Consider the following 18,221-nt stretch of genomic DNA (forward strand, 5'->3'; position numbering starts at 1 on the left):
GACCACGGCCCCCGAGGCAGCCGCATTTTTTCCCGGGACGGCCCGGCGATGAAGAACAAGACCCTGGCCGCCTGGCTGGCCTTCCTCGGCGGCCCTCTGGGCCTGCACCGCTTTTATCTTCACGGCCTGGGCGACCTGCTCGGCTGGCTGCTGCCGATTCCCACGGCGCTGGGCATCTACGGCATCCAGCGCGTGCAGCAGCTCGGCCAGGACGACCACTACAGTTGGATGCTGATTCCCCTGCTGGGCTTCACGATCGCCGGCTGCGCATTGCAGGCCATCCTGTTCGCGCTGAAAACACCCGAGGCGTGGAACGCGCGCTACAACCCAGCCGCCGCACCCGACGCCCCGGCCGGCAGGACGCAATGGATCACCATCGGCGCCATCGTGGTCTCGCTGATGGTCGGCACCGCCGTGCTGATGGCCAGCCTCGCGTTCAGCTTTCAACGGTATTTCGAGTACCAGATCGAGGAAGCCCGCAAGATCTCGCAGTGATCCCGCTGGCACCAGGACAAACGCCCCATTGAATTTGCATTCAATTGGGGCGTTAGCGCTTATCTGAATTGCCTTGTTAGCTACATATCTAATAGCAAATCAAGGATTCCAGGCTCAGAACATCTGCAGGCTGATCCAGTACGCCACGGCCGCGACGAACGCGCTGGCCGGGATGGTCAGTATCCAGGCCCAGACGATGTTGCCCGCCACACCCCAGCGCACAGCGCTGGCGCGCTGGGTGGAGCCCACGCCGACAATCGCACCCGTGATGGTGTGCGTGGTCGAGACCGGGATGCCCAGCGTGGTCGCAAGAAACAGCGTCATCGCCCCACCCGTCTCCGCGCAGAAGCCGCCCACGGGCTTGAGCTTGGTGATCTTCTGGCCCATGGTCTTGACGATGCGCCAGCCGCCGAACATGGTGCCCAGGCCGATGGCCACATAGCAGCTCACGATGGCCCAGGTCGGTGGTGATGCGTCGGACGCCGAAGAATACCCCGTCGCAATCAGCAGCAGCCAGATGATGCCGATGGTCTTTTGCGCATCGTTGCCGCCGTGGCCCAGGCTGTAAGCGCCCGCAGACACCAGCTGCAGCCGGCGGAACCATTTGTCCACCTTGCTCGGCCGCGTTCGCCGGAAGATCCAGGCCACCGCCACCATCATGATCGAGCCCAGGGTGAAGCCCAGCAGCGGCGAGACGAAGATGAACGCCACGGTCTTGAGGATGCCGGCGGAGATCAGCGCACTGGCGCCCGCCTTGGCGATCACCGCGCCCACGATGCCGCCGATGAGCGCATGCGAGGAACTGCTGGGAATGCCGTAGTACCAGGTGATCACGTTCCAGGTGATGGCGCCCACCAGGGCGCCAAACACCACGTGCGTATCCACCACACCGGGCTGCACGATGCCCTTGCCCACCGTGGCGGCCACGCTCAGGTGAAAGACGAAGATCGCCACGAAGTTGAAGAATGCCGCGAACAGCACCGCCTGCGCGGGCTTGAGCACGCCGGTGGAGACCACCGTGGCAATGGAGTTGGCGGCGTCGTGGAACCCGTTCATGAAGTCGAACAGGATCGCCAGCGCCACGAGCAGGACCACAACCCAGAGGGCCGTTTGTACGGTTTCCATGCTGGTCAGCCCGCGGGGATCAGGAGTTCTCGAGGACGATGCCCTCGATGCAGTTGGCCACGTCCTCGCACTTGTCGGTGATCGTCTCGAGCAGCTCGTAGATCGCCTTGAGCTTGATCACCTCGCGCACATCGGGCTCCTCGCGAAAGAGCTTGCTCATGGCGCTGCGCATCACGCGGTCGGCGTCGGACTCGAGCTTGTCGATCTCCTCGCAGGTCTTGAGCGCGGCCTCGGCCACGGCCGGGTCGGCGATCTTGTCGAGCAGCTTGACGGCGTCGCGCAGGCGTTCGCAGCACTTGAGGCTCAGGTCCGTGAGGCGCGTGATCTCCTCGGTCATGTGGCGCACGTCGTAGAGCGCCATCGTTTCGGCGGAATCCTGGATCAGGTCGGCCACATCGTCCATGGTGTTGATGAGCGTGTGGATCTGCTCACGGTCGATGGGGGTGATGAAGGTCTTGTGGATGGCCTTGTTCACCTCGTGCGTCACGCGGTCGGCGGCACGCTCGGCGTTGTCCACGTCCTGGTTGTACTTGTCGCGCAGGTGCGGGTCGTTGTAATTGGCCACCAGTTGCGAAAAAGCGCGGGCCGCTTCCACGATGCGGTCCGCATGCTGGTTGAACATTTCAAAAAAATTGCCTTCGCGTGGCAACAGCTTGGCAAACAGCATGGGGGCTCCTGGAGGGGGATCGGATTTCTGAAAAGAGGGACGGCGTCATGACAGAAACATGACTGTTCCGTGACCCGGGGAGTTTAACCGTCCGCCCCGCCGGGGGGCGGGCGGGCTCAGGCGCTTCGGAAGATGAAGTACACCGCACCCACCAGGCACAGGCCCGCCCACAGGTAGTCCCACTTCAGCGGCTGGCCCATGTAGAACACCGCGAACGGCACGAACACGGCCAGCGTGATCACCTCCTGCATGATCTTGAGCTGGCCCACGTTGAACTGCGTGAAGCCGATGCGGTTGGCCGGCACCTGCAGCAGGTACTCGAACAGGGCGATGCCCCAGCTCACCAGCGCGGCGGTGTACCAGGGCGACGTGGCCAGGTTCTTGAGGTGCCCGTACCAGGCAAAGGTCATGAAGACATTGCTGGCGACCAGGAGCAGGACGGTCTGGAGCGAGATCGGCAGGGATTGCAGGGCGTTCATGGCGGTGCAGCGTGGACGGCAGAAAGACGGCAAGGGGCCAGATTATGGACAAAACAAGCCCATGGCGCGTGACGCACCATCCCTTTTTGCTACTAAATATATAGCAGATAAAGCACAGATGCCTTCCTGCCGGCGGCGGTTCGTGCCGCCATGAAAAAAGGCACTGCGGCTGGGCAGTGCCTTTTTTCCGGTGGCGCCCACGGCGCCCAATGCGCGGCAGGCGGGTTATTCGCCCAGGTAGGCCGCCCGCACCTTGGGGTCGCTCAGCAGTTCCTGGCCGGGGCCCGTCATCGTGATGAGGCCCGACTCCATCACGTAGCCGCGGTCGGCAATGGCCAGCGCGCGGCTCGCGTTCTGCTCCACCAGCAGGATGGTCACGCCCAGGGCGTACACGTCGCGCACCACCTCGAAGATCTTGTCCACCATGATGGGCGACAGGCCCATGGAGGGCTCGTCCAGCAGCAGCACCTTGGGCTGGCTCATCAGCGCGCGGCCCATGGCCAGCATCTGCTGCTCGCCGCCCGACATGGTGCCGGCCAGCTGGTCCTTGCGCTCGCGCAGGCGCGGGAAGATGGTGAACATCTTCTCGATGTCGGCCAGGATGCCCGCCTTGTCCCTGCGCGTGTAGGCGCCCATCTGCAGGTTCTCGGTGATGGTCATGCGCGCGAACACGCCACGGCCCTCGGGCACCATCACCAGACCCTTCTTCACCAGGTCCCAGGCGCCCTTGCCCTTGATGCTTTCGCCCAGGTACAGGATGTCGCCATCGTTCATGCCCAGGGTGCCGGTGATGGCCTTCATGGTGGTGGTCTTGCCGGCGCCGTTGGAGCCGATCAGCGAGACCAGCTCGCCTTCGCGCACTTCGAAGTCCACGCCCTTGACGGCCTGGATACCGCCGTAGGCCACTTTCAGGCCCTTGACCTGCAGCAGTACCTTGTTGGATTTTTCGGCCATTCTCAATGTCCTCCGGTGCCCAGATAGGCCTCAATCACTTTTTCGTTCTTCTGCACTTCGGCGGGGTTGCCTTCGGCGATCTGCTTGCCGTAGTCAAGCACCGTCACGCGGTCGCACAGGCCCATCACCAGCTTCACGTCGTGCTCGATGAGCAGGATGGTGCGGTTGTCGTTGCGGATGCGGTCGATCAGCTCGCGCAGCAGCACCTTCTCGGTGGCGTTCATGCCGGCGGCGGGCTCGTCCAGGGCGATCAGCTGCGGGTCGGTGGCCAGGGCGCGGGCGATTTCCAGGCGGCGCTGGTCACCGTAGCTCAGGGTGCGCGCCTTGTAGTCGGCGAACTTGCCGATGCCCACGTAGTCAAGCAGCTCCTGCGCGCGCTTGGCGATGGCGGCTTCTTCTTCCTTGAAGCCCTTGGTGCGCAGCACGGCGCCGAGCAACCCGGACTTGGTCCGGATGTGGCGGCCGACCATCACGTTCTCCAGCGCCGTCATCTCGGCGAACAGGCGAATGTTCTGGAAGGTGCGGGCGATGCCTGCCTTGGCCACTTCGTGCACGGCGGTGGGCTCGTAGGCCTTGCCGGCCAGCTCGAACGTGCCGCTGTCGGGGGTGTACAGGCCCGTGATCACATTGAAGAACGTGGTCTTGCCCGCTCCGTTGGGGCCGATCAGGCCATAGACCTGGCCGCGCTGGATGGTGATCCCGACGTCGGACAGGGCCTGCAGGCCGCCAAAGCGCTTGGAAATGCCGGCGACCTTCAGCACCACTTCATTGGATTTCTCTGTCATTGCTAACTTTCGGTGGTGTTCTGCTTCAGGTCTTCTGCGTCAGGCTCTTGCCGTGCTCAGGCGAGGGCCACAGGCCGCGGGGGCGAATCAGCATGATGACGATCATGGCCAGCGCGATCAGCAGCTGGCGCAGGATGGCGGAGTCCAGGCGGCCGTCCGTCATGGCCTGCAGCGGACCGGCGACGTAGCGCAGCACCTCGGGCAGGGCCGACAGCAGCACGGCCCCCAGGATCACGCCAGGGATGTGGCCGATGCCGCCCAGCACCACCATGGCGACGATCATGACCGACTCCATCAGGCTGAACGACTCGGGCGACACGAAGCCCTGGAACGCACCGAACATCGCACCCGACACGCCGCCGAACGAAGCGCCCATGCCGAAGGCCAGCAGCTTCATGTTGCGGGTGTTGATGCCCATGGCCTTGGCGGCGATCTCATCCTCGCGGATGGCCATCCAGGCGCGGCCGATGCGCGAATCCTGCAGGCGGTAGCAGATCACGATGGAGATCACCACCAGGATCAGGAACAGGTAGTAGTACAGCGTGACCGAGTTGATGTCGAAGCCGAACAGCTCCAGCCGCTTGCCCAGGTCCAGGCCAAAGACCTTGACCGAGTCGATCTGGCCCAGGCCCTTGGGGCCGTTGGTCAGGTTGACGGGGTGGTCCAGGTTGTTCAGGAAGATCCGGATGATTTCGCCGAAGCCCAGCGTGACGATGGCCAGGTAGTCGCCCCGCAGCTTGAGCGTGGGGGCTCCCAACAGCGCCCCGAAGAACGCCGCGAGCAATGCCGCCAACGGTATGACCAGCCACAGCGAGGTGTGCAGGCCGGTGGGGAACATGGCGGCAAAGGCCGCAAAGTTGTCCGCGAGGTGCGGCGAAGCCATCAAGGCAAACAGGTAGGCGCCCACGGCGTAGAACGCCACGTAGCCCAGGTCCAGCAGGCCGGCGTAGCCCACCACGATGTTCAGGCCCAGGGCCAGCAGCACATACAGCAGGGCCAGGTCGGCGATGCGCACCCAGGCGTTGCCGAAGGATTGCAGGATCAGTGGCAGCACCAGCAGCGCGACGGCGCCGATGATCCAGTTGGTTTTGGTGTTCTTCATGGTCCTAGGCTCCTCAGGCGCGATCCGCCACACGCTCACCCAGCAGGCCCGAGGGGCGCAGCGTCAGGATGATGATGAGCACGATGAACGCAAAGATGTCGGTGTAGTGGCTGCCCAGCAGGCCGCCCGTGAGCGTGCCGATGTAGCCCGAGCCGATGGCTTCGATGAGGCCCAGCAGGATGCCGCCGACCACCGCGCCGGCCAGGTTGCCGATGCCGCCGAACACGGCTGCCGTGAAGGCCTTGAGCCCGGGCAGGAAGCCCATGGTGTGCTGCGCCGTGCCGTAGTTGGAGGCATACATGATGCCGGCCACGGCCGCCAGGATGGCGCCGATGATGAAGGTGGCGGAGATCACCATGTCGGGCTTGACGCCCATGAGCGAGGCCACGCGGGGGTTCTCGGCCGTGGCGCGCATGGCGCGGCCCAGGTTGGTGTGGTTCACCAGGTACACGAGGGAAGCGAGGGCCACGGCCGTCACGCCCAGGATCAGTATCTGCGTGGGGGTGATGAAGGCGCCGCCGACCTGGAACGGCGTGCTAGGCAGCATCGTGGGATAGGGCTTGTAGTTGGGCTTCCAGATGATCATCGCCAGCGTCTGCAGCAGGATCGACATGCCGATGGCGGTGATCAGGGGTGCCAGGCGCGGACTGTTGCGCAGGGGCCGGTAGGCCACCTTCTCGATCACGAAATTGAGCGTCGCGGCGACCACGCAGGCAATGAGGGTCGCCAGCAGCAGGATCAGCCAGCCAGGCGCGCCCGGCATCGCGGCCTGCATCATTCCTATGCAGCTCCAACTGGTCAGAGCCCCGATCATCAGCACCTCGCCGTGGGCGAAATTGATCAGCTGAATAATGCCGTACACCATGGTGTAGCCCAAGGCTATCAAGGCGTACATGCTGCCGAGTACCAGACCGTTGATGATCTGTTGCAGCAAAATGTCCATAAGAGAAGTCCTTCGTTTGTAACGTACCCACCGCTTTGGCACCGGAATCGGTACAGCCTTGTGGGCCCGACTGCCATCTAGCAAAAAACCCGCCAGAAGTGCAGCTGTGCGGGTTTGTGGACGGGATTGTAGCGAGTAGTCACAAGCGGCCCCCGCCAAGCCGGGCGGGGTTTTCCCTCGGGTTGGGGCCACATCAGCGGGCAACGCAATTCATAAGCGCACATGATGCAAGCAGGAAAATTGATGTGCGAACTTATTACCCAATTCATGCCAAATCGGCATGAAGGGGGCGCGCCCCCGCCCCTGCCGGCCGATCAGGTGCCGCCCTGCCCGTCCCCGGAATCGGCCGACACATTGCGGTCCCGCAGTTCACGCAACTTCTGTGCGATCTTGATTTCGAGCCCGCGCTCCACCGGCGCGTAGAAACCGGGCTCCGGCATGCCTTCGGGCAGGTAGTTCTCGCCCGCCGCGAAGCCGCCCTCCTCGTCGTGCGCGTAGCGGTAGCCCTTGCCGTAGTCCAGCTGCTTCATGAGCTGGGTTGGTGCATTGCGCAGGTGCATGGGCACGGGGCGGGTCCCGTCCTTCTTCACCCAGGCGCGGGCCGCGTTGTAGGCCTTGTAGACCGCGTTCGACTTGGGCGCGACGGCCAGGTACACCACGCATTCGGCCAGGGCCAGTTCGCCCTCGGGGCTGCCCAGGCGCTCGTACACCTCGGTCGCATCCAGCGCCAGGCGCAGCGCGCGCGGGTCGGCCAGGCCGATGTCCTCGCTGGCCATGCGCACCAGGCGGCGGGCCATGTAGCGCGGATCGGCACCACCGTCGAGCATGCGCACCAGCCAGTACAGCGCGGCGTCGGGGTCGGAGCCCCGCACCGACTTGTGCAGCGCGCTGATGGTGTCGTAGAACTGCTCGCCGCCCTTGTCGTAGCGGCGCATGCGCTCGCCCAGCACCTTGAGCAGCCAGGCATCGGTGATCTCGGGCAGCTTCTCCTGGGCCGCCGCCATCGCCAGGGTTTCGAGCGTATTGAGCAGGCGGCGGGCATCGCCGTCGGCGTAGGCCACCAGGCGCTCGATTGCTACATCTTCAATAGCTGGAAGCGCCTGTTCCGCCTGGGCCAGGGCCACAATCTGCTTCAAATCCTGCTCGGACAGCGGCTGCAGCACATAGACGGCGGCGCGCGACAGCAGCGCGGAGTTCACCTCGAATGAGGGGTTTTCGGTGGTCGCGCCGATGAAGGTGAACAGCCCGCTCTCCACATGCGGCAGGAAGGCATCCTGCTGGCTCTTGTTGAAGCGGTGCACCTCGTCGACGAAGACGATGGTGCGCTGCTGCATCAGCCCGTCGCGCGCTGCCTCGGCGCGTTCCACGGCCTCGCGGATGTCCTTGACCCCGCCCAGCACGGCGCTGATGCTGATGAACTGCGCATCGAACGCATCGGCCATCAGGCGCGCGATGGTGGTCTTGCCCACGCCGGGCGGCCCCCAGAGGATGCAGCTGTGCGGGCGGCCCGACTCGAACGCGAGCCGCAGCGGCATGCCCGGGCCCAGCACATGCTGCTGGCCGATCACCTCGCCCAGCGTGCGGGGCCGCAGGCGCTCGGCCAGGGGGCGGTGGAGCGCCTGCGAGGTTTCTGGGGGGGCGTTGCGGGCGGCCATCTCAGCCCCCCGCGGCGCGGGCGCCACAACGGGCGGCCGGGGCGCGCGGCCCGGTGGCGAGGGCATGCAGAGAGGGCAGTTGGCGCGACAGGGCGCCAGGAACGCAAGGATCGGCTGGCTGCGCGGCCCGGGTGCGCAGGCGGAAAACGGTCTTCATGCCGCCATTCCAACACAACCGGCCGCCGCGCTCCGGCAAGGGCACCGTCGGGAACCAGGCCGCCGGCAGCACTCCTTCTTTGTTCGCCGCGCGCGCAAGGGGAGGCACGCCCACCACCTGGCGCGCCCAGGTGACTGTGCCGGGTAACACCCGCGGCCTGAAATGGATTACCGTGGTGCCCTCGCACCGCACCTGCGGCCCCTGCCTGCCACCACCCCATGGAGTTTTCATGTCCCTTGCCGCCAATATCGTCGTCGGTCTGATCGGCCTCCTGCACGTGTACATCCTGGTGCTGGAGATGTTCCTCTGGGAAAAGCCCGCCGGACGGCGCGCCTTTGGCCAATCCCGCGAGCAGGCCGCCGCGACCAAGGTGCTGGCGGCGAACCAGGGGCTCTACAACGGATTCCTGGCGGCAGGCCTGTTCTGGGGGCTGACGCTGGGAGACGCCGGCCTGGGCGTGAAGGTGTTCTTCCTGCTGTGCGTGCTGGTCGCCGGCCTGTATGGGGCGGCCACGGCCAGCCGCAAGATCCTGTTCATCCAGTCCGTGCCGGCCGCCATCGGCCTTGCCTTGCTGCTGCTGGGGTGAGCCGCGCCCGGGCAGCCAGCGCCACCCTTGCGGTCCCTTGCGGCCGCTGGCGTCCTGCCAGAAAGCGCCAATAGCTATCCATTCAATAGCAGGCCGGCAATTCAGGCACCGGCAACCGGCCGCCGCAGAACGTTACTGCTTGACCACGTCCGCCCCGGCCGGGGGCTTGAACTGGAACGTGCCGGCGGGCAGCGCGGCATTGGCCTGCATGCCGGTAAAACGGATCAGCGAGCGCTGGCCGAAACTGTCCAGGATGTCCAGCGCCGCGAGCTGCTCGCCGGCAAAGCCCACGCGCACGCTCCTGAGCTGGCCGTCCTTGGCCTTGGGGCTGGCGAGCACCCACTGCAGGCCATCCTGATCCGGTGCGGACTCCAGCGTGAATTCGGCCTTCAGCGCCGACAGATCGGGCGCCGAGGCCAGCAGCGCCGCCGGGGTGGTGCCCAGGGCCTGCGCCTGCGCGCGCTGGGTGACCTGGTTCAGGTCCACGTCGTAGAGCCACAGGGTCTGGCCGTCGGCCACGATGGTCTGCTCGAAAGGTTTCTTGTAGACGAACTTGAAGCGCCCGGGGCGCTGGAACTCAAAGCTGCCGCTGGAAGTCTTGGTGCGCGCTGTCTGCCCGTCCTTGGGCGGCGAGGTCACCGTCTGGCTGAAGTCCGCCCGGCCGGTCTGCGTGCCCTTCATGAAGGATTCAAGGCTTTTCAGGCCATCAGCGCTTGCCAGTGTCGCGCTGGCAGCTATCAAAATTGCAGTGGCGATCTTTTTCAACAAAAACTCCTGTAAGGGGCATGGGCCGGGCTTGGCGCCCCGCCCGGGTCACTCGCTGCGCGCCGGCACCAAAACCTCGCGCTGGCCGCTGGTGGTCAGGCCACTGACGAGGCCCGCCTTTTCCATGTCTTCCAGCAAACGCGCAGAGCGGTTGTAGCCAATGCGCAGCTTGCGCTGCACGTACGAGATGCTCGCCTTGCGGTCCTTGAGCACGACTTCGACGGCCTGGTCGTACATGGGGTCCTTCTCACCCCCGTCGCCGCCGCCCTCCCCTGACAGATCACCCTCGCCATCCACAGTTCCGCCTTCGAGCACGCCGTCTATGTAGTCCGGCTCCCCTTGTTCCTTGAGGTAGCTGACGACACGGTGTACTTCCTCGTCCGACACGAAGGCGCCATGCACCCGGATCGGCAGGCCGGTGCCGCTCGCCATGTAGAGCATGTCGCCCATGCCCAGCAGGGCTTCTGCGCCCATCTGGTCCAGGATGGTGCGGCTGTCGATCTTGGAGCCCACCGAGAACGCGATGCGGGTCGGGATATTGGCCTTGATCAGGCCGGTGATCACATCCACGCTGGGCCGCTGTGTGGCCAAAATCAGATGGATGCCGGCCGCCCGCGCCTTCTGCGCCAGGCGGGCGATCAGCTCCTCGATCTTCTTGCCCACCACCATCATCAGGTCGGCCAGCTCGTCGATGATGACCACGATGTGCGGCAGGCGCTGCAGGGGCTCGGGCTCCTCGGGCGTCAGGCTGAAGGGGTTGTAGATGAACTCCTCGCGCGCCTTGGCTTCGTCGATCTTGACGTTGTAGCCCGCCAGGTTGCGCACGCCCAGCTTGGACATGAGCTTGTAGCGGCGCTCCATCTCGGCCACGCACCAGTTCAGGCCGTGCGCCGCCTGCTTCATGTCGGTGACCACCGGCGCCAGCAGGTGCGGAATGCCTTCGTAGACCGACATTTCCAGCATCTTGGGGTCGATCATCAACAGGCGCACATCGCGCGCCTCGGCCTTGTACAGCAGCGAGAGGATCATGGCGTTGATCCCCACCGACTTGCCCGAGCCCGTGGTACCAGCCACCAGCACGTGCGGCATCTTGGCGAGGTCTGCCACCACCGGGTTGCCCACGATGTCCTTGCCCAGGCCCATGGTGAGCATGCTCTTGGCCTCGTGGTAGACCTGCGAGCCGAGGATCTCGGACAGGCGGATGGACTGGCGCTTGGCGTTGGGCAGCTCCAGCGCCATGTAGTTCTTGCCCGGGATGGTCTCCACCACGCGGATGGACACCAGGCTGAGCGAACGCGCCAAGTCCTTGGCCAGGCCCACGATCTGCGAGCCCTTCACGCCCGTGGCGGGCTCGATTTCGTAGCGCGTGATCACCGGACCGGGCATGGCCGCGACCACGCGCACCTCCACGCCGAAATCCTTGAGCTTCTTCTCGATGAGGCGGCTGGTCATCTCCAGCGTCTCGGGCGCCACCGTCTCCTGGCGCTGCAGCGGGCCGTCGAGCAGGTCCACCAGCGGCAGCTTGCTGTCGGGCATCTCGGTGAACAGGGGCTTCTGGCGCTCCTTCACCACGCGGGTGCTCTGCGGCACCTCCACCAGCACGGGTTCGATGATCTGGATGGGCTCGGGATGGTGCACCTCGCTCTCGGTGCGCTCCTCCAGCACCACCACCTCGCGCTCGCGCGCGGCCTTGCGGCCCACGGCCACGTCCTTGGCCACCTCGCGCTGTGCCAGGCGCGACTGCACCAGCGCGTCGATACGGCCGCCCACGAACTCCGCGACGTGGCCCCACGAGAAGCGGAACACCAGCGCCGCGCCCAGCACCGCCAGCACGATGGCCAGCAGGCCCGAGCCCGTGAAGCCCAGCCACTTCACGCTGGCGGGCCCCATGATGTAGCCCAGCACGCCACCGGCATGCCCGGGCAGGAAGGATTCAAACCGGTACAGGCGCGACCATTCCAGCGCGGTGCTGGAGCACATCAGCACCACCAGGCCGGCCCAGAAAAGTGCCCGCCGCCGCATCGGGCCGGCGGCCCCCGCAACGGACTCTCCGCCACGCATCCAGCGCGCCAGCGACGAAAGCCAGGCGCGCACGCCGGCCGCCACGCACCACCACACCGAAAACCCCAGCGCGAAGTAGCTGCCATCGGCCAGCCACGCGCCGAACCGGCCCGCCCAGTTGGCGACCATGCGTCCGCCCCGGGCGCCCGAGGTGGACCAGGCGGCATCCTGCGCCGAATAGCTGAACAGGGCCAGAAGCCAGAAAACCAGGGCCAGCAGCCCCACCATGAGGCCGATTTCATGGCCAAAACGGGCAGCGCCCGTGCGGGGCGGCGACTTGGCCGCCGCCGATGCATTCAGGGTATTGAGGGAATAGGTCATATGCGTGCCGGGCGAGCTTACCCCAAGCACCGCAGGGGGTGTGTGCCGAAAGGCAGCCACACCGCGGCGCCGTCAACCCAGGGCGTTCAGCCGGTCCTTGAGCAGGGTGGCGCCGCTGGGCAAGACCTCGACGAAGCCACGCTCTTCCAGGTCCTTCATCACGCGGCTGACCATCTCGCGCGAGGCGCCCACCATCTTGGCCAGGTCCTGGCGCGAGATCTTGTCCTTGATCACGAGCTGGCCCTGGGCATCCGGCAGCGCGAAGTCCAGCAGCGCATGGGCCACCCGGCCGTACACGTCCAGCAGCGCCAGCGACTCGATCTTGCGGTCGGCATGGCGCAGGCGCTTGACCAGGCCGCGCATCACGACCAGCGACATCGAGGCGTTCTCGGTCAGGCAGCGGGCGAACTCGGCGCGGCCGAGCATGAGCACGTCGGTCTGCACCTCGGCACGCACCGTGGCCGAATGGGGTTCGTTGTCGATGATGCTCATCTCGCCCAGGTAGTCGCCCTGCGAGAGCGTGGCCAGGATCACCTCGCGCCCCCGGCTGTCGGAGGTCATCACCCGGGCGCGTCCCGTGAGCAGGATGAACAGCGCATTGGACTTCTGCCCCTGCTCCACCAGCGCCTCGCCCCGCTTGAAGCGGCGCTTGATCACCGCGCCACTGATCACCTCGGCCTGCGTCACCGTCAGCAGCGAGAACAGCGGAACCCGGCGCAGCAGGTCCAGGTTGGACAACATCGTCGACATGAAAACTTCTCCTCTCAGGTGCGCGACCCAACCGGAGTCGCAACGGGTCATCAATGGGTTCTTACAATCGCCGTGATTGAAAAAGGGGCCGCTTGCACCCACGGCCGCCGGTTGATACTCGGCGGCTCAGCCCCAGCTTTCCCAACAGCGCCCCATGTAGCGGGCGCAAAACACAGGCTTTTACCATGTCCACCACCCAACACGCGAAAGTTCTGATTCTTGGCTCCGGCCCCGCGGGCTACACGGCGGCCGTCTATGCCGCACGGGCCAACCTGAATCCGGTGCTCATCACCGGCATGGCCCAGGGCGGCCAGCTGATGACCACGACCGAGGTGGACAACTGGCCCGCCGACGTGCACGGCGTGCAAGGCCCCGAGCTGATGCAGCGCTTCCTGGAGCACGCCGAGCGCTTCAAGACCCAGGTGATCTTCGACCATATCAACAAGGTCGATTTCAGCCAGCGCCCCTTCACGCTCACCGGCGACAGCGGCACCTACACCTGCGACGCGCTGATCCTGGCCACGGGCGCCTCCGCCAAGTACCTGGGCCTGCCTTCGGAAGAGGCCTTCATGGGCAAGGGCGTGTCCGGCTGCGCGACCTGCGACGGTTTCTTCTACCGCGAGCAGGACGTCTGCGTGATCGGCGGTGGCAATACGGCGGTGGAAGAAGCGCTGTACCTGTCGAACATCGCCCGCAAGGTCACCCTGGTGCACCGCCGGGACAAGTTCAAGGCCGAGCCCATCCTGGTGGACAAGCTCAACGAGAAGGTCGCGGCGGGCAAGATCGAGCTCAAGCTGTTCCACACGCTCGACGAAGTGCTGGGTGACAACACCGGCGTGACCGGCATCCGCATCAAGAGCACCAAGGACGGCAGCACGCAAGACATCCAGCTGCAAGGCTGCTTCATCGCCATCGGGCATGCGCCCAACACCGAGATCTTCCAGGGCCAGCTGGAGATGGAAAACGGCTACATCATCACCCAGGGCGGCCTCAAGGGTTTTGCCACCCAGACCAGCGTGCCGGGCGTCTTCGCCGCAGGCGACGTGCAGGACCACGTGTACCGCCAGGCCATCACCAGCGCCGGCACGGGCTGCATGGCCGCGCTGGACGCCCAGCGCTTCCTGGAACAGGAGAGTTGATCAAAAACTGGGCATCAGGCTATAATCTGCGGCTTTGCTGAATTCGGCCCGCTTTTGCGGTCCTTTCGAAACAGGCAAATCGGGTTACCGCCACCCTTTATTCTGGCGAGGTGAGGCCGCAAGCCAACCCTGGGAAACAACCCCAGGGCCCAGCGAACGGCCGTTAAAAGTATCGGAGTGTCCTCATGGCACGCGTCTGCGACGTAACGGGCAAGAAGCCCATGGTCGGAAACAATGTTTCCCACGCCAACAACAAAACCAAGCGCCGGTTCCTGCCGAACCTGCAATACCGCCGTTTCTGGGTCGAGACCGAAAACCGCTGGGTTCGCCTGCGTGTTTCGAGCGCTGCCCTGCGTTTGATCGACAAGAACGGTATCGACTCGGTGCTCGCAGACCTGCGCGCACGTGGTCAGGCTTAAGGAGAAGCACCATGGCAAGCAAAGGCGGACGCGACAAGATCAAGCTGGAATCCACTGCGGGTACCGGCCACTTCTACACCACGACCAAGAACAAGAAGACCATGCCCGAGAAAATGCTGATCATGAAATTTGATCCAAAAGCTCGCAAGCATGTGGAATACAAGGAAATGAAGCTGAAGTAATCGTTCAGCCTCGTTTCCTCCCCAAAGAACCGCCCGGACCCCGGGCGGTTTTTTTATGCCTGTTTCCGCCTGCGCCTGCCCAGAGCCGTGCGCAGGGCAGCGCTTGCGGCCCCCTAGGCAACCTTGCGCGAGGCGGGCGCCCGCACGGCCAGCTGGTCCGCCATCAAGGCACCCAGCGTGCGGTAGCCCTCCTCCACCTGCGCGGTGAAGGGCATGCCGCAGCTCAGGCGCAGGAAATGTTCATAGCGCCCCGTGTTGGTGAACATGGGCCCGGGGGCGATGCGGATGCCGTTTTGCAGCGCCTGGTCGTACAGCAGCGTGGACGAAATGCCGGCCGGCAGCTCCAGCCACAGGCTCAAACCTCCCGGAGGCAGGCTCAGTCGCGTGCCGGTCGGAAAGTAGCGGGCCACGGCCCGCGCGGACTGCTCCCGCTGCAGGCGCAGCTGCACACGCATGCGGCGCATGTGGCGTTCATAGGCCGGGGAATCCACGCTGCGCGCGGCCAGCAGCTGCGACCACGTCTGCATGTTGCGCGTGCGGGCGAACTTGAGCATCTGCACCCGGGCCTGCCAGCGCCCCGCGCTCATCCATCCCTGGCGCAGGCCGGGGGCGAAGCTCTTGCTGAGCGAGGCGCAATAGATCACCTGCCCCGCATCGCCCGGCCGGTCCCAGGCCTTGGCGGGGCGCAGCACATGCGGCGACTCCACGAATTCGCGGTAGATATCGTCCTCGATGAGGGCCAGGCCATGCTCCACGCACAGCGCCACCAGGCGCTCCTTGTGCGCGTCGGGCATCACGCTGCCCTGCGGCATCTGCAGATGAGGAACCACCACCACGCCCTTGAGCCGCGGCTCGTTGCGCGCGGCCAGTTCCAGCGCCTCCAGCGATATGCCGGTGTGGGGGCTGCAGGGAATCTCCAGCGCGCGCAGCCCGCGCACCTCGATGGCCTGCAGGATGCCGAAGAAGGTGGGGGATTCGACCGCAATCACGTCGCCCGGCCCGGCCACCGCATCCAGCGCCAGATTCACCGCCTCGGAGTTTCCGTGGGTGGCGCCGATGTCCGCCGGGGCCACGCACACGCCAAAGGTGAGCGCATGCCGCGCCATGGCCTGCTGGAACTCGGGATGCGTCGTGGGTGCCGAAGGGCCATACACCAGGATGTCCGGCTGCTCCCGCAGCAGGCCATGGGCAAGCCGGTTGAGCGCCTTCGCATCGAACAGGCTGGGCGCCGGCATCGCGCTGCCCAGGTCCAGCGGCAGGGGGCCTGCACGGCGGGCCTTGTCCAGAAAGACCGAAATGCGCTCATTGATACCCGCAAAGGCTTGGGGGTCGCTGGCCAGCGGTTCATGCACCTCGGGTTCGCGCGCCTCCGGGAGCGCCACGCCGCCCAGCTCGCGCACGAAGTAGCCCACGCGCTCGCGCGCCTCCACGCACCCCTGGGATTCGAGGTGGCGCAGCACCTGCAGCGCCGTGGTCAGGCTCACCTGATGGCGCTGGCACAGTTCGCGCACGGACGGCATGCGCATGCCGGGCTTAAGGCTGCCCGCGGCGATCGCCTGCTCGTACAAGCCCGCCAGTTGGCGGTAGAGGGGAGGTTCCCGGGTGTCGGAGGAGCGTGGCATGGCTGGAGAACGAAGGGTGCCGCTGCGCCATGGGATGGGCGCCGCAGCCGGTCTGTGGATGGTGCCTGAACGCCATCCACGGGTACAGATACAGGAAAGGGCAGAAGCAACCATAACAGCATGCCCGCTATCGTTGCTGTTCTACCTCCTCACGGGGGAGCGTGTACCTGTTGCGGCGGGGCGGCATTTCCTACGCTCAAACCCTCGCTACAGCCTTTTGTCCCCGGAGGACCCGCACCATGAAACCGCGCCCCCAGCCCACCGCCATCCCCACCCCTTTCCTCACCCTGCATATCGCGCCCGGCCAGAGCCTTTGGGCCTGCCTCGCACCCGGCAGCCGGGTGCACGCGACCCGGGGGGACGTGGCCATCCGCCTTGCGCCCCGCTCTCTCGGGCACGCGCTGCACTCGCCACCATTGGCGCGGTTGAAGGCGGGCGACCACCTGCCGTGGGTGGTGGAGCACCGCCAGGCCACCTGGGTGCAGCTTGGCAGCGCCACGCAGGGCCCGGCGGAAGTCAGGATCGTGGAAGGCACACCCGTGCCCGGACTGGGCGAGAAAGCCTGGAGACGCCTGCGCAGGGCTTTCTCGGCGGGCGGGAAGGCCCGCAAGGAGGGGACACTTGGCGGCGCCTTGCACGCCGCACGGTGAAGCGGCAAGGCGGCAGAAAAGAAAAAGGCCTTGCCGGACGGCAAGGCCTTTTTCCTTCGTATCCGGGCGCCGCGGCAGGCGGCCGGCCGCCTCTAGGCCTGGGCCGCACGCAACCGCAGCGAGAACTCGCGCAGCGCCGCAATGCCGCTTTCCTCGGCGCGGCGGCACCATGCCTGCAGATCGGCCGTCAACTGCTCGCGGGAGTGCGAGGTATTGAGCCACAGCTGGCGCAATTCTTCCCGCATGGTCACCATCTTGTCGAGGGCCGGGTGCGCGGCGCGCGCCTGGGCCAGTTGCGGCAGGGCCACGGCAGGCACCTTCTCCGCATCGCGGTGAAGCCAGCGCTTGGCGGCCTTGAGCACCGACGCATCGACCTGGCGCGCCTGCAATGCGGCAATCTCCTCCTTGCAGGCCTGGCGCACACCGCGCGCATAACCGGCCATCACCTCGTAGCGGTTGGCGATGAGGGCTTCCAGCGTCTTTTCGTCCGCGACGGGCTTCACATCGCCCAGCTGCAGCTTGGGTGGAACCTTCTTGACGGTGGCCCAGCCGATCTTCTTCATCAAACTGATGTAGACCCAGCCGATATCGAACTCATAGGGCTTGACCGAGAACTTGGCCGAGGTGGGGTAGGTATGGTGGTTGTTGTGCAGTTCCTCGCCGCCAATGATGATCCCCCAGGGCGACAGGTTGGTGCTGGCATCCTGCGCCTCGAAGTTGCGGTAGCCCCAGTAGTGGCCCACGCCATTGACCACGCCCGCCGCCCAGAAGGGAATCCAAAGCATCTGAACCGCCCACACGGCAGCGCCCAGGGCACCGAACAGGGCGAGGTTCAGGATCAGCATGAGGCCCACGCCCTGCCAGCCGTAGCGGGTATAGACGTTGCGCTCCATCCAGTCATCCGGCGTGCCGTGGCCGAACTTCTTCATGGTCTCCATGTTCTTCGACTCGGCGCGGTACAGCTCGGCACCACGCCACATCACGGTATCGAGGCCCCGTGTCTGGGGACTGTGCGGGTCGTCCACCGTTTCGCACTTGGCGTGGTGCTTGCGGTGGATCGCCACCCATTCCTTGGTGACCATGCCCGTGCCGATCCACAGCCAGAAGCGGAAGAAGTGCGAGGGGATGGCATGCAAATCCAATGCGCGGTGCGCCTGGGCGCGGTGCAGGAAAATCGTGACCGCCGCGATGGTGATGTGGGTCGTCGCCAGGGTGTACAGGATGATCTGCCACCAGGCCAGGTTCCACAAACCATGGCCGAGCCAGTCAATGGCGGCGTTCAGCACAGCCCAATCGGGTAACAGCATATTCGGGAAGCCTTACTACAGAGAACCCGCTCGCCAGCGGAGCAGGTACCTGATTTT

General features: G+C 65.6%; 19 protein-coding genes. 6 read left to right on the plus strand and 13 right to left on the minus strand.

Annotated features, from left to right (window positions below; translation table 11 throughout):
- Window positions 1-48: 48 nt before the first annotated feature.
- Window positions 49-495 carry a TM2 domain-containing protein gene (locus AC07OD_RS05405; protein ID WP_218295718.1) on the plus strand — a complete coding sequence of 149 codons (447 nt, stop codon included), beginning with the start codon at window positions 49-51 and terminating at the stop codon, window positions 493-495.
- 114 nt (window positions 496-609) lie between these two features.
- Here the strand turns inward: AC07OD_RS05405 and AC07OD_RS05410 are convergent, their stop codons facing one another.
- The 8 genes from AC07OD_RS05410 to AC07OD_RS05445 all read right to left on the minus strand — a co-directional run bounded on the left by AC07OD_RS05410 (window position 610) and on the right by AC07OD_RS05445 (window position 8,205).
- The gene (locus AC07OD_RS05410; protein ID WP_218295719.1) at window positions 610-1,620 is read right to left on the minus strand and encodes an inorganic phosphate transporter; all 1,011 of its coding nucleotides are present in this window, start codon (window positions 1,618-1,620) and stop codon (window positions 610-612) included.
- Between the two features lie 19 nt (window positions 1,621-1,639).
- Entirely contained in the window at window positions 1,640-2,287 is a 648-nt protein-coding gene (locus AC07OD_RS05415; RefSeq protein ID WP_010463500.1) for a DUF47 domain-containing protein, read from the minus strand.
- Between the two features lie 116 nt (window positions 2,288-2,403).
- The gene (locus tag AC07OD_RS05420; RefSeq protein ID WP_218295720.1) at window positions 2,404-2,766 is read right to left on the minus strand and encodes a DMT family protein; all 363 of its coding nucleotides are present in this window, start codon (window positions 2,764-2,766) and stop codon (window positions 2,404-2,406) included.
- Window positions 2,767-2,991: 225 nt separating this feature from the next.
- The gene (locus tag AC07OD_RS05425; RefSeq protein WP_218295721.1) at window positions 2,992-3,720 is read right to left on the minus strand and encodes an ABC transporter ATP-binding protein; all 729 of its coding nucleotides are present in this window, start codon (window positions 3,718-3,720) and stop codon (window positions 2,992-2,994) included.
- 2 nt (window positions 3,721-3,722) lie between these two features.
- On the minus strand, window positions 3,723-4,505 hold the full coding sequence (locus AC07OD_RS05430) for an ABC transporter ATP-binding protein (RefSeq protein WP_218295722.1): 783 nt from the start codon (window positions 4,503-4,505) through the stop codon (window positions 3,723-3,725).
- A gap of 25 nt (window positions 4,506-4,530) precedes the next feature.
- Window positions 4,531-5,607 carry an ABC transporter permease subunit gene (locus tag AC07OD_RS05435; RefSeq protein ID WP_369643083.1) on the minus strand — a complete coding sequence of 359 codons (1,077 nt, stop codon included), beginning with the start codon at window positions 5,605-5,607 and terminating at the stop codon, window positions 4,531-4,533.
- Window positions 5,608-5,620: 13 nt separating this feature from the next.
- A complete protein-coding gene (locus AC07OD_RS05440; RefSeq protein WP_218295724.1) occupies window positions 5,621-6,550 on the minus strand; it encodes a branched-chain amino acid ABC transporter permease in 930 nt (309 codons plus the stop codon).
- Window positions 6,551-6,864: 314 nt separating this feature from the next.
- Window positions 6,865-8,205: a replication-associated recombination protein A gene (locus tag AC07OD_RS05445; protein WP_218340021.1), complete on the minus strand. Its 1,341-nt coding sequence runs from the start codon at window positions 8,203-8,205 to the stop codon at window positions 6,865-6,867.
- A 386-nt stretch (window positions 8,206-8,591) separates the two neighbouring features.
- On the opposite strand from AC07OD_RS05445, the gene AC07OD_RS05450 reads away from it, so the two are divergent.
- Complete coding sequence (locus tag AC07OD_RS05450) at window positions 8,592-8,948, plus strand: DUF1304 domain-containing protein (protein ID WP_218295726.1); 357 nt, start codon at window positions 8,592-8,594, stop codon at window positions 8,946-8,948.
- A 132-nt stretch (window positions 8,949-9,080) separates the two neighbouring features.
- Here AC07OD_RS05450 and lolA read toward each other — a convergent pair whose 3' ends face one another.
- The 3 genes from lolA to AC07OD_RS05465 all read right to left on the minus strand — a co-directional run bounded on the left by lolA (window position 9,081) and on the right by AC07OD_RS05465 (window position 12,845).
- Entirely contained in the window at window positions 9,081-9,713 is a 633-nt protein-coding gene (gene lolA / locus AC07OD_RS05455) for an outer membrane lipoprotein periplasmic chaperone LolA (RefSeq protein WP_492245888.1), read from the minus strand.
- A 48-nt stretch (window positions 9,714-9,761) separates the two neighbouring features.
- Window positions 9,762-12,095, minus strand: a complete 2,334-nt coding sequence (locus AC07OD_RS05460; RefSeq protein ID WP_218340019.1) for a DNA translocase FtsK — start codon at window positions 12,093-12,095, stop codon at window positions 9,762-9,764.
- A 72-nt stretch (window positions 12,096-12,167) separates the two neighbouring features.
- Window positions 12,168-12,845 (minus strand): Crp/Fnr family transcriptional regulator, encoded by a 678-nt coding sequence (locus tag AC07OD_RS05465; protein WP_369643086.1) that lies wholly within the window; start codon window positions 12,843-12,845, stop codon window positions 12,168-12,170.
- A gap of 185 nt (window positions 12,846-13,030) precedes the next feature.
- Between AC07OD_RS05465 and trxB the strand changes: the two genes are divergently transcribed.
- From trxB to rpmG, 3 genes are all read left to right on the plus strand, one after another.
- Window positions 13,031-13,984, plus strand: a complete 954-nt coding sequence (gene trxB, locus AC07OD_RS05470; RefSeq protein ID WP_492808840.1) for a thioredoxin-disulfide reductase — start codon at window positions 13,031-13,033, stop codon at window positions 13,982-13,984.
- 185 nt (window positions 13,985-14,169) lie between these two features.
- On the plus strand, window positions 14,170-14,403 hold the full coding sequence (gene rpmB / locus AC07OD_RS05475; protein WP_007859763.1) for a 50S ribosomal protein L28: 234 nt from the start codon (window positions 14,170-14,172) through the stop codon (window positions 14,401-14,403).
- Window positions 14,404-14,414: 11 nt separating this feature from the next.
- Entirely contained in the window at window positions 14,415-14,585 is a 171-nt protein-coding gene (gene rpmG / locus AC07OD_RS05480; protein WP_008904999.1) for a 50S ribosomal protein L33, read from the plus strand.
- Window positions 14,586-14,698: 113 nt separating this feature from the next.
- On the opposite strand, the gene AC07OD_RS05485 is transcribed toward rpmG, so the two are convergent.
- Window positions 14,699-16,207, minus strand: coding sequence for an aminotransferase-like domain-containing protein (locus tag AC07OD_RS05485; protein ID WP_369643087.1), 1,509 nt, complete (start codon window positions 16,205-16,207; stop codon window positions 14,699-14,701).
- Window positions 16,208-16,446: 239 nt separating this feature from the next.
- On the opposite strand from AC07OD_RS05485, the gene AC07OD_RS05490 reads away from it, so the two are divergent.
- On the plus strand, window positions 16,447-16,857 hold the full coding sequence (locus tag AC07OD_RS05490) for a hypothetical protein (protein ID WP_494595526.1): 411 nt from the start codon (window positions 16,447-16,449) through the stop codon (window positions 16,855-16,857).
- A 92-nt stretch (window positions 16,858-16,949) separates the two neighbouring features.
- On the opposite strand, the gene AC07OD_RS05495 is transcribed toward AC07OD_RS05490, so the two are convergent.
- Entirely contained in the window at window positions 16,950-18,164 is a 1,215-nt protein-coding gene (locus AC07OD_RS05495) for a DesA family fatty acid desaturase (RefSeq protein ID WP_494595528.1), read from the minus strand.
- Window positions 18,165-18,221 lie beyond the last annotated feature (57 nt).

This window comes from Acidovorax sp. GW821-FHT10E03 (assembly GCF_059415205.1).

Bases quoted from the DNA above. Each gene is read 5' to 3' on its own strand.
- AC07OD_RS05405 (WP_218295718.1), top strand. From the start codon at position 49: ATGAAGAACAAGACCCTGGCCGCCTGGCTGGCCTTCCTCGGCGGCCCT.
- AC07OD_RS05410 (WP_218295719.1), bottom strand. From the start codon at position 1,620: ATGGAAACCGTACAAACGGCCCTCTGGGTTGTGGTCCTGCTCGTGGCG.
- AC07OD_RS05415 (WP_010463500.1), bottom strand. From the start codon at position 2,287: ATGCTGTTTGCCAAGCTGTTGCCACGCGAAGGCAATTTTTTTGAAATG.
- AC07OD_RS05420 (WP_218295720.1), bottom strand. From the start codon at position 2,766: ATGAACGCCCTGCAATCCCTGCCGATCTCGCTCCAGACCGTCCTGCTC.
- AC07OD_RS05425 (WP_218295721.1), bottom strand. From the start codon at position 3,720: ATGGCCGAAAAATCCAACAAGGTACTGCTGCAGGTCAAGGGCCTGAAA.
- AC07OD_RS05430 (WP_218295722.1), bottom strand. From the start codon at position 4,505: ATGACAGAGAAATCCAATGAAGTGGTGCTGAAGGTCGCCGGCATTTCC.
- AC07OD_RS05435 (WP_369643083.1), bottom strand. From the start codon at position 5,607: ATGAAGAACACCAAAACCAACTGGATCATCGGCGCCGTCGCGCTGCTG.
- AC07OD_RS05440 (WP_218295724.1), bottom strand. From the start codon at position 6,550: ATGGACATTTTGCTGCAACAGATCATCAACGGTCTGGTACTCGGCAGC.
- AC07OD_RS05445 (WP_218340021.1), bottom strand. From the start codon at position 8,205: ATGGCCGCCCGCAACGCCCCCCCAGAAACCTCGCAGGCGCTCCACCGC.
- AC07OD_RS05450 (WP_218295726.1), top strand. From the start codon at position 8,592: ATGTCCCTTGCCGCCAATATCGTCGTCGGTCTGATCGGCCTCCTGCAC.
- AC07OD_RS05460 (WP_218340019.1), bottom strand. From the start codon at position 12,095: ATGACCTATTCCCTCAATACCCTGAATGCATCGGCGGCGGCCAAGTCG.
- AC07OD_RS05465 (WP_369643086.1), bottom strand. From the start codon at position 12,845: ATGTCGACGATGTTGTCCAACCTGGACCTGCTGCGCCGGGTTCCGCTG.
- trxB (WP_492808840.1), top strand. From the start codon at position 13,031: ATGTCCACCACCCAACACGCGAAAGTTCTGATTCTTGGCTCCGGCCCC.
- rpmB (WP_007859763.1), top strand. From the start codon at position 14,170: ATGGCACGCGTCTGCGACGTAACGGGCAAGAAGCCCATGGTCGGAAAC.
- rpmG (WP_008904999.1), top strand. From the start codon at position 14,415: ATGGCAAGCAAAGGCGGACGCGACAAGATCAAGCTGGAATCCACTGCG.
- AC07OD_RS05485 (WP_369643087.1), bottom strand. From the start codon at position 16,207: ATGCCACGCTCCTCCGACACCCGGGAACCTCCCCTCTACCGCCAACTG.
- AC07OD_RS05490 (WP_494595526.1), top strand. From the start codon at position 16,447: ATGAAACCGCGCCCCCAGCCCACCGCCATCCCCACCCCTTTCCTCACC.
- AC07OD_RS05495 (WP_494595528.1), bottom strand. From the start codon at position 18,164: ATGCTGTTACCCGATTGGGCTGTGCTGAACGCCGCCATTGACTGGCTC.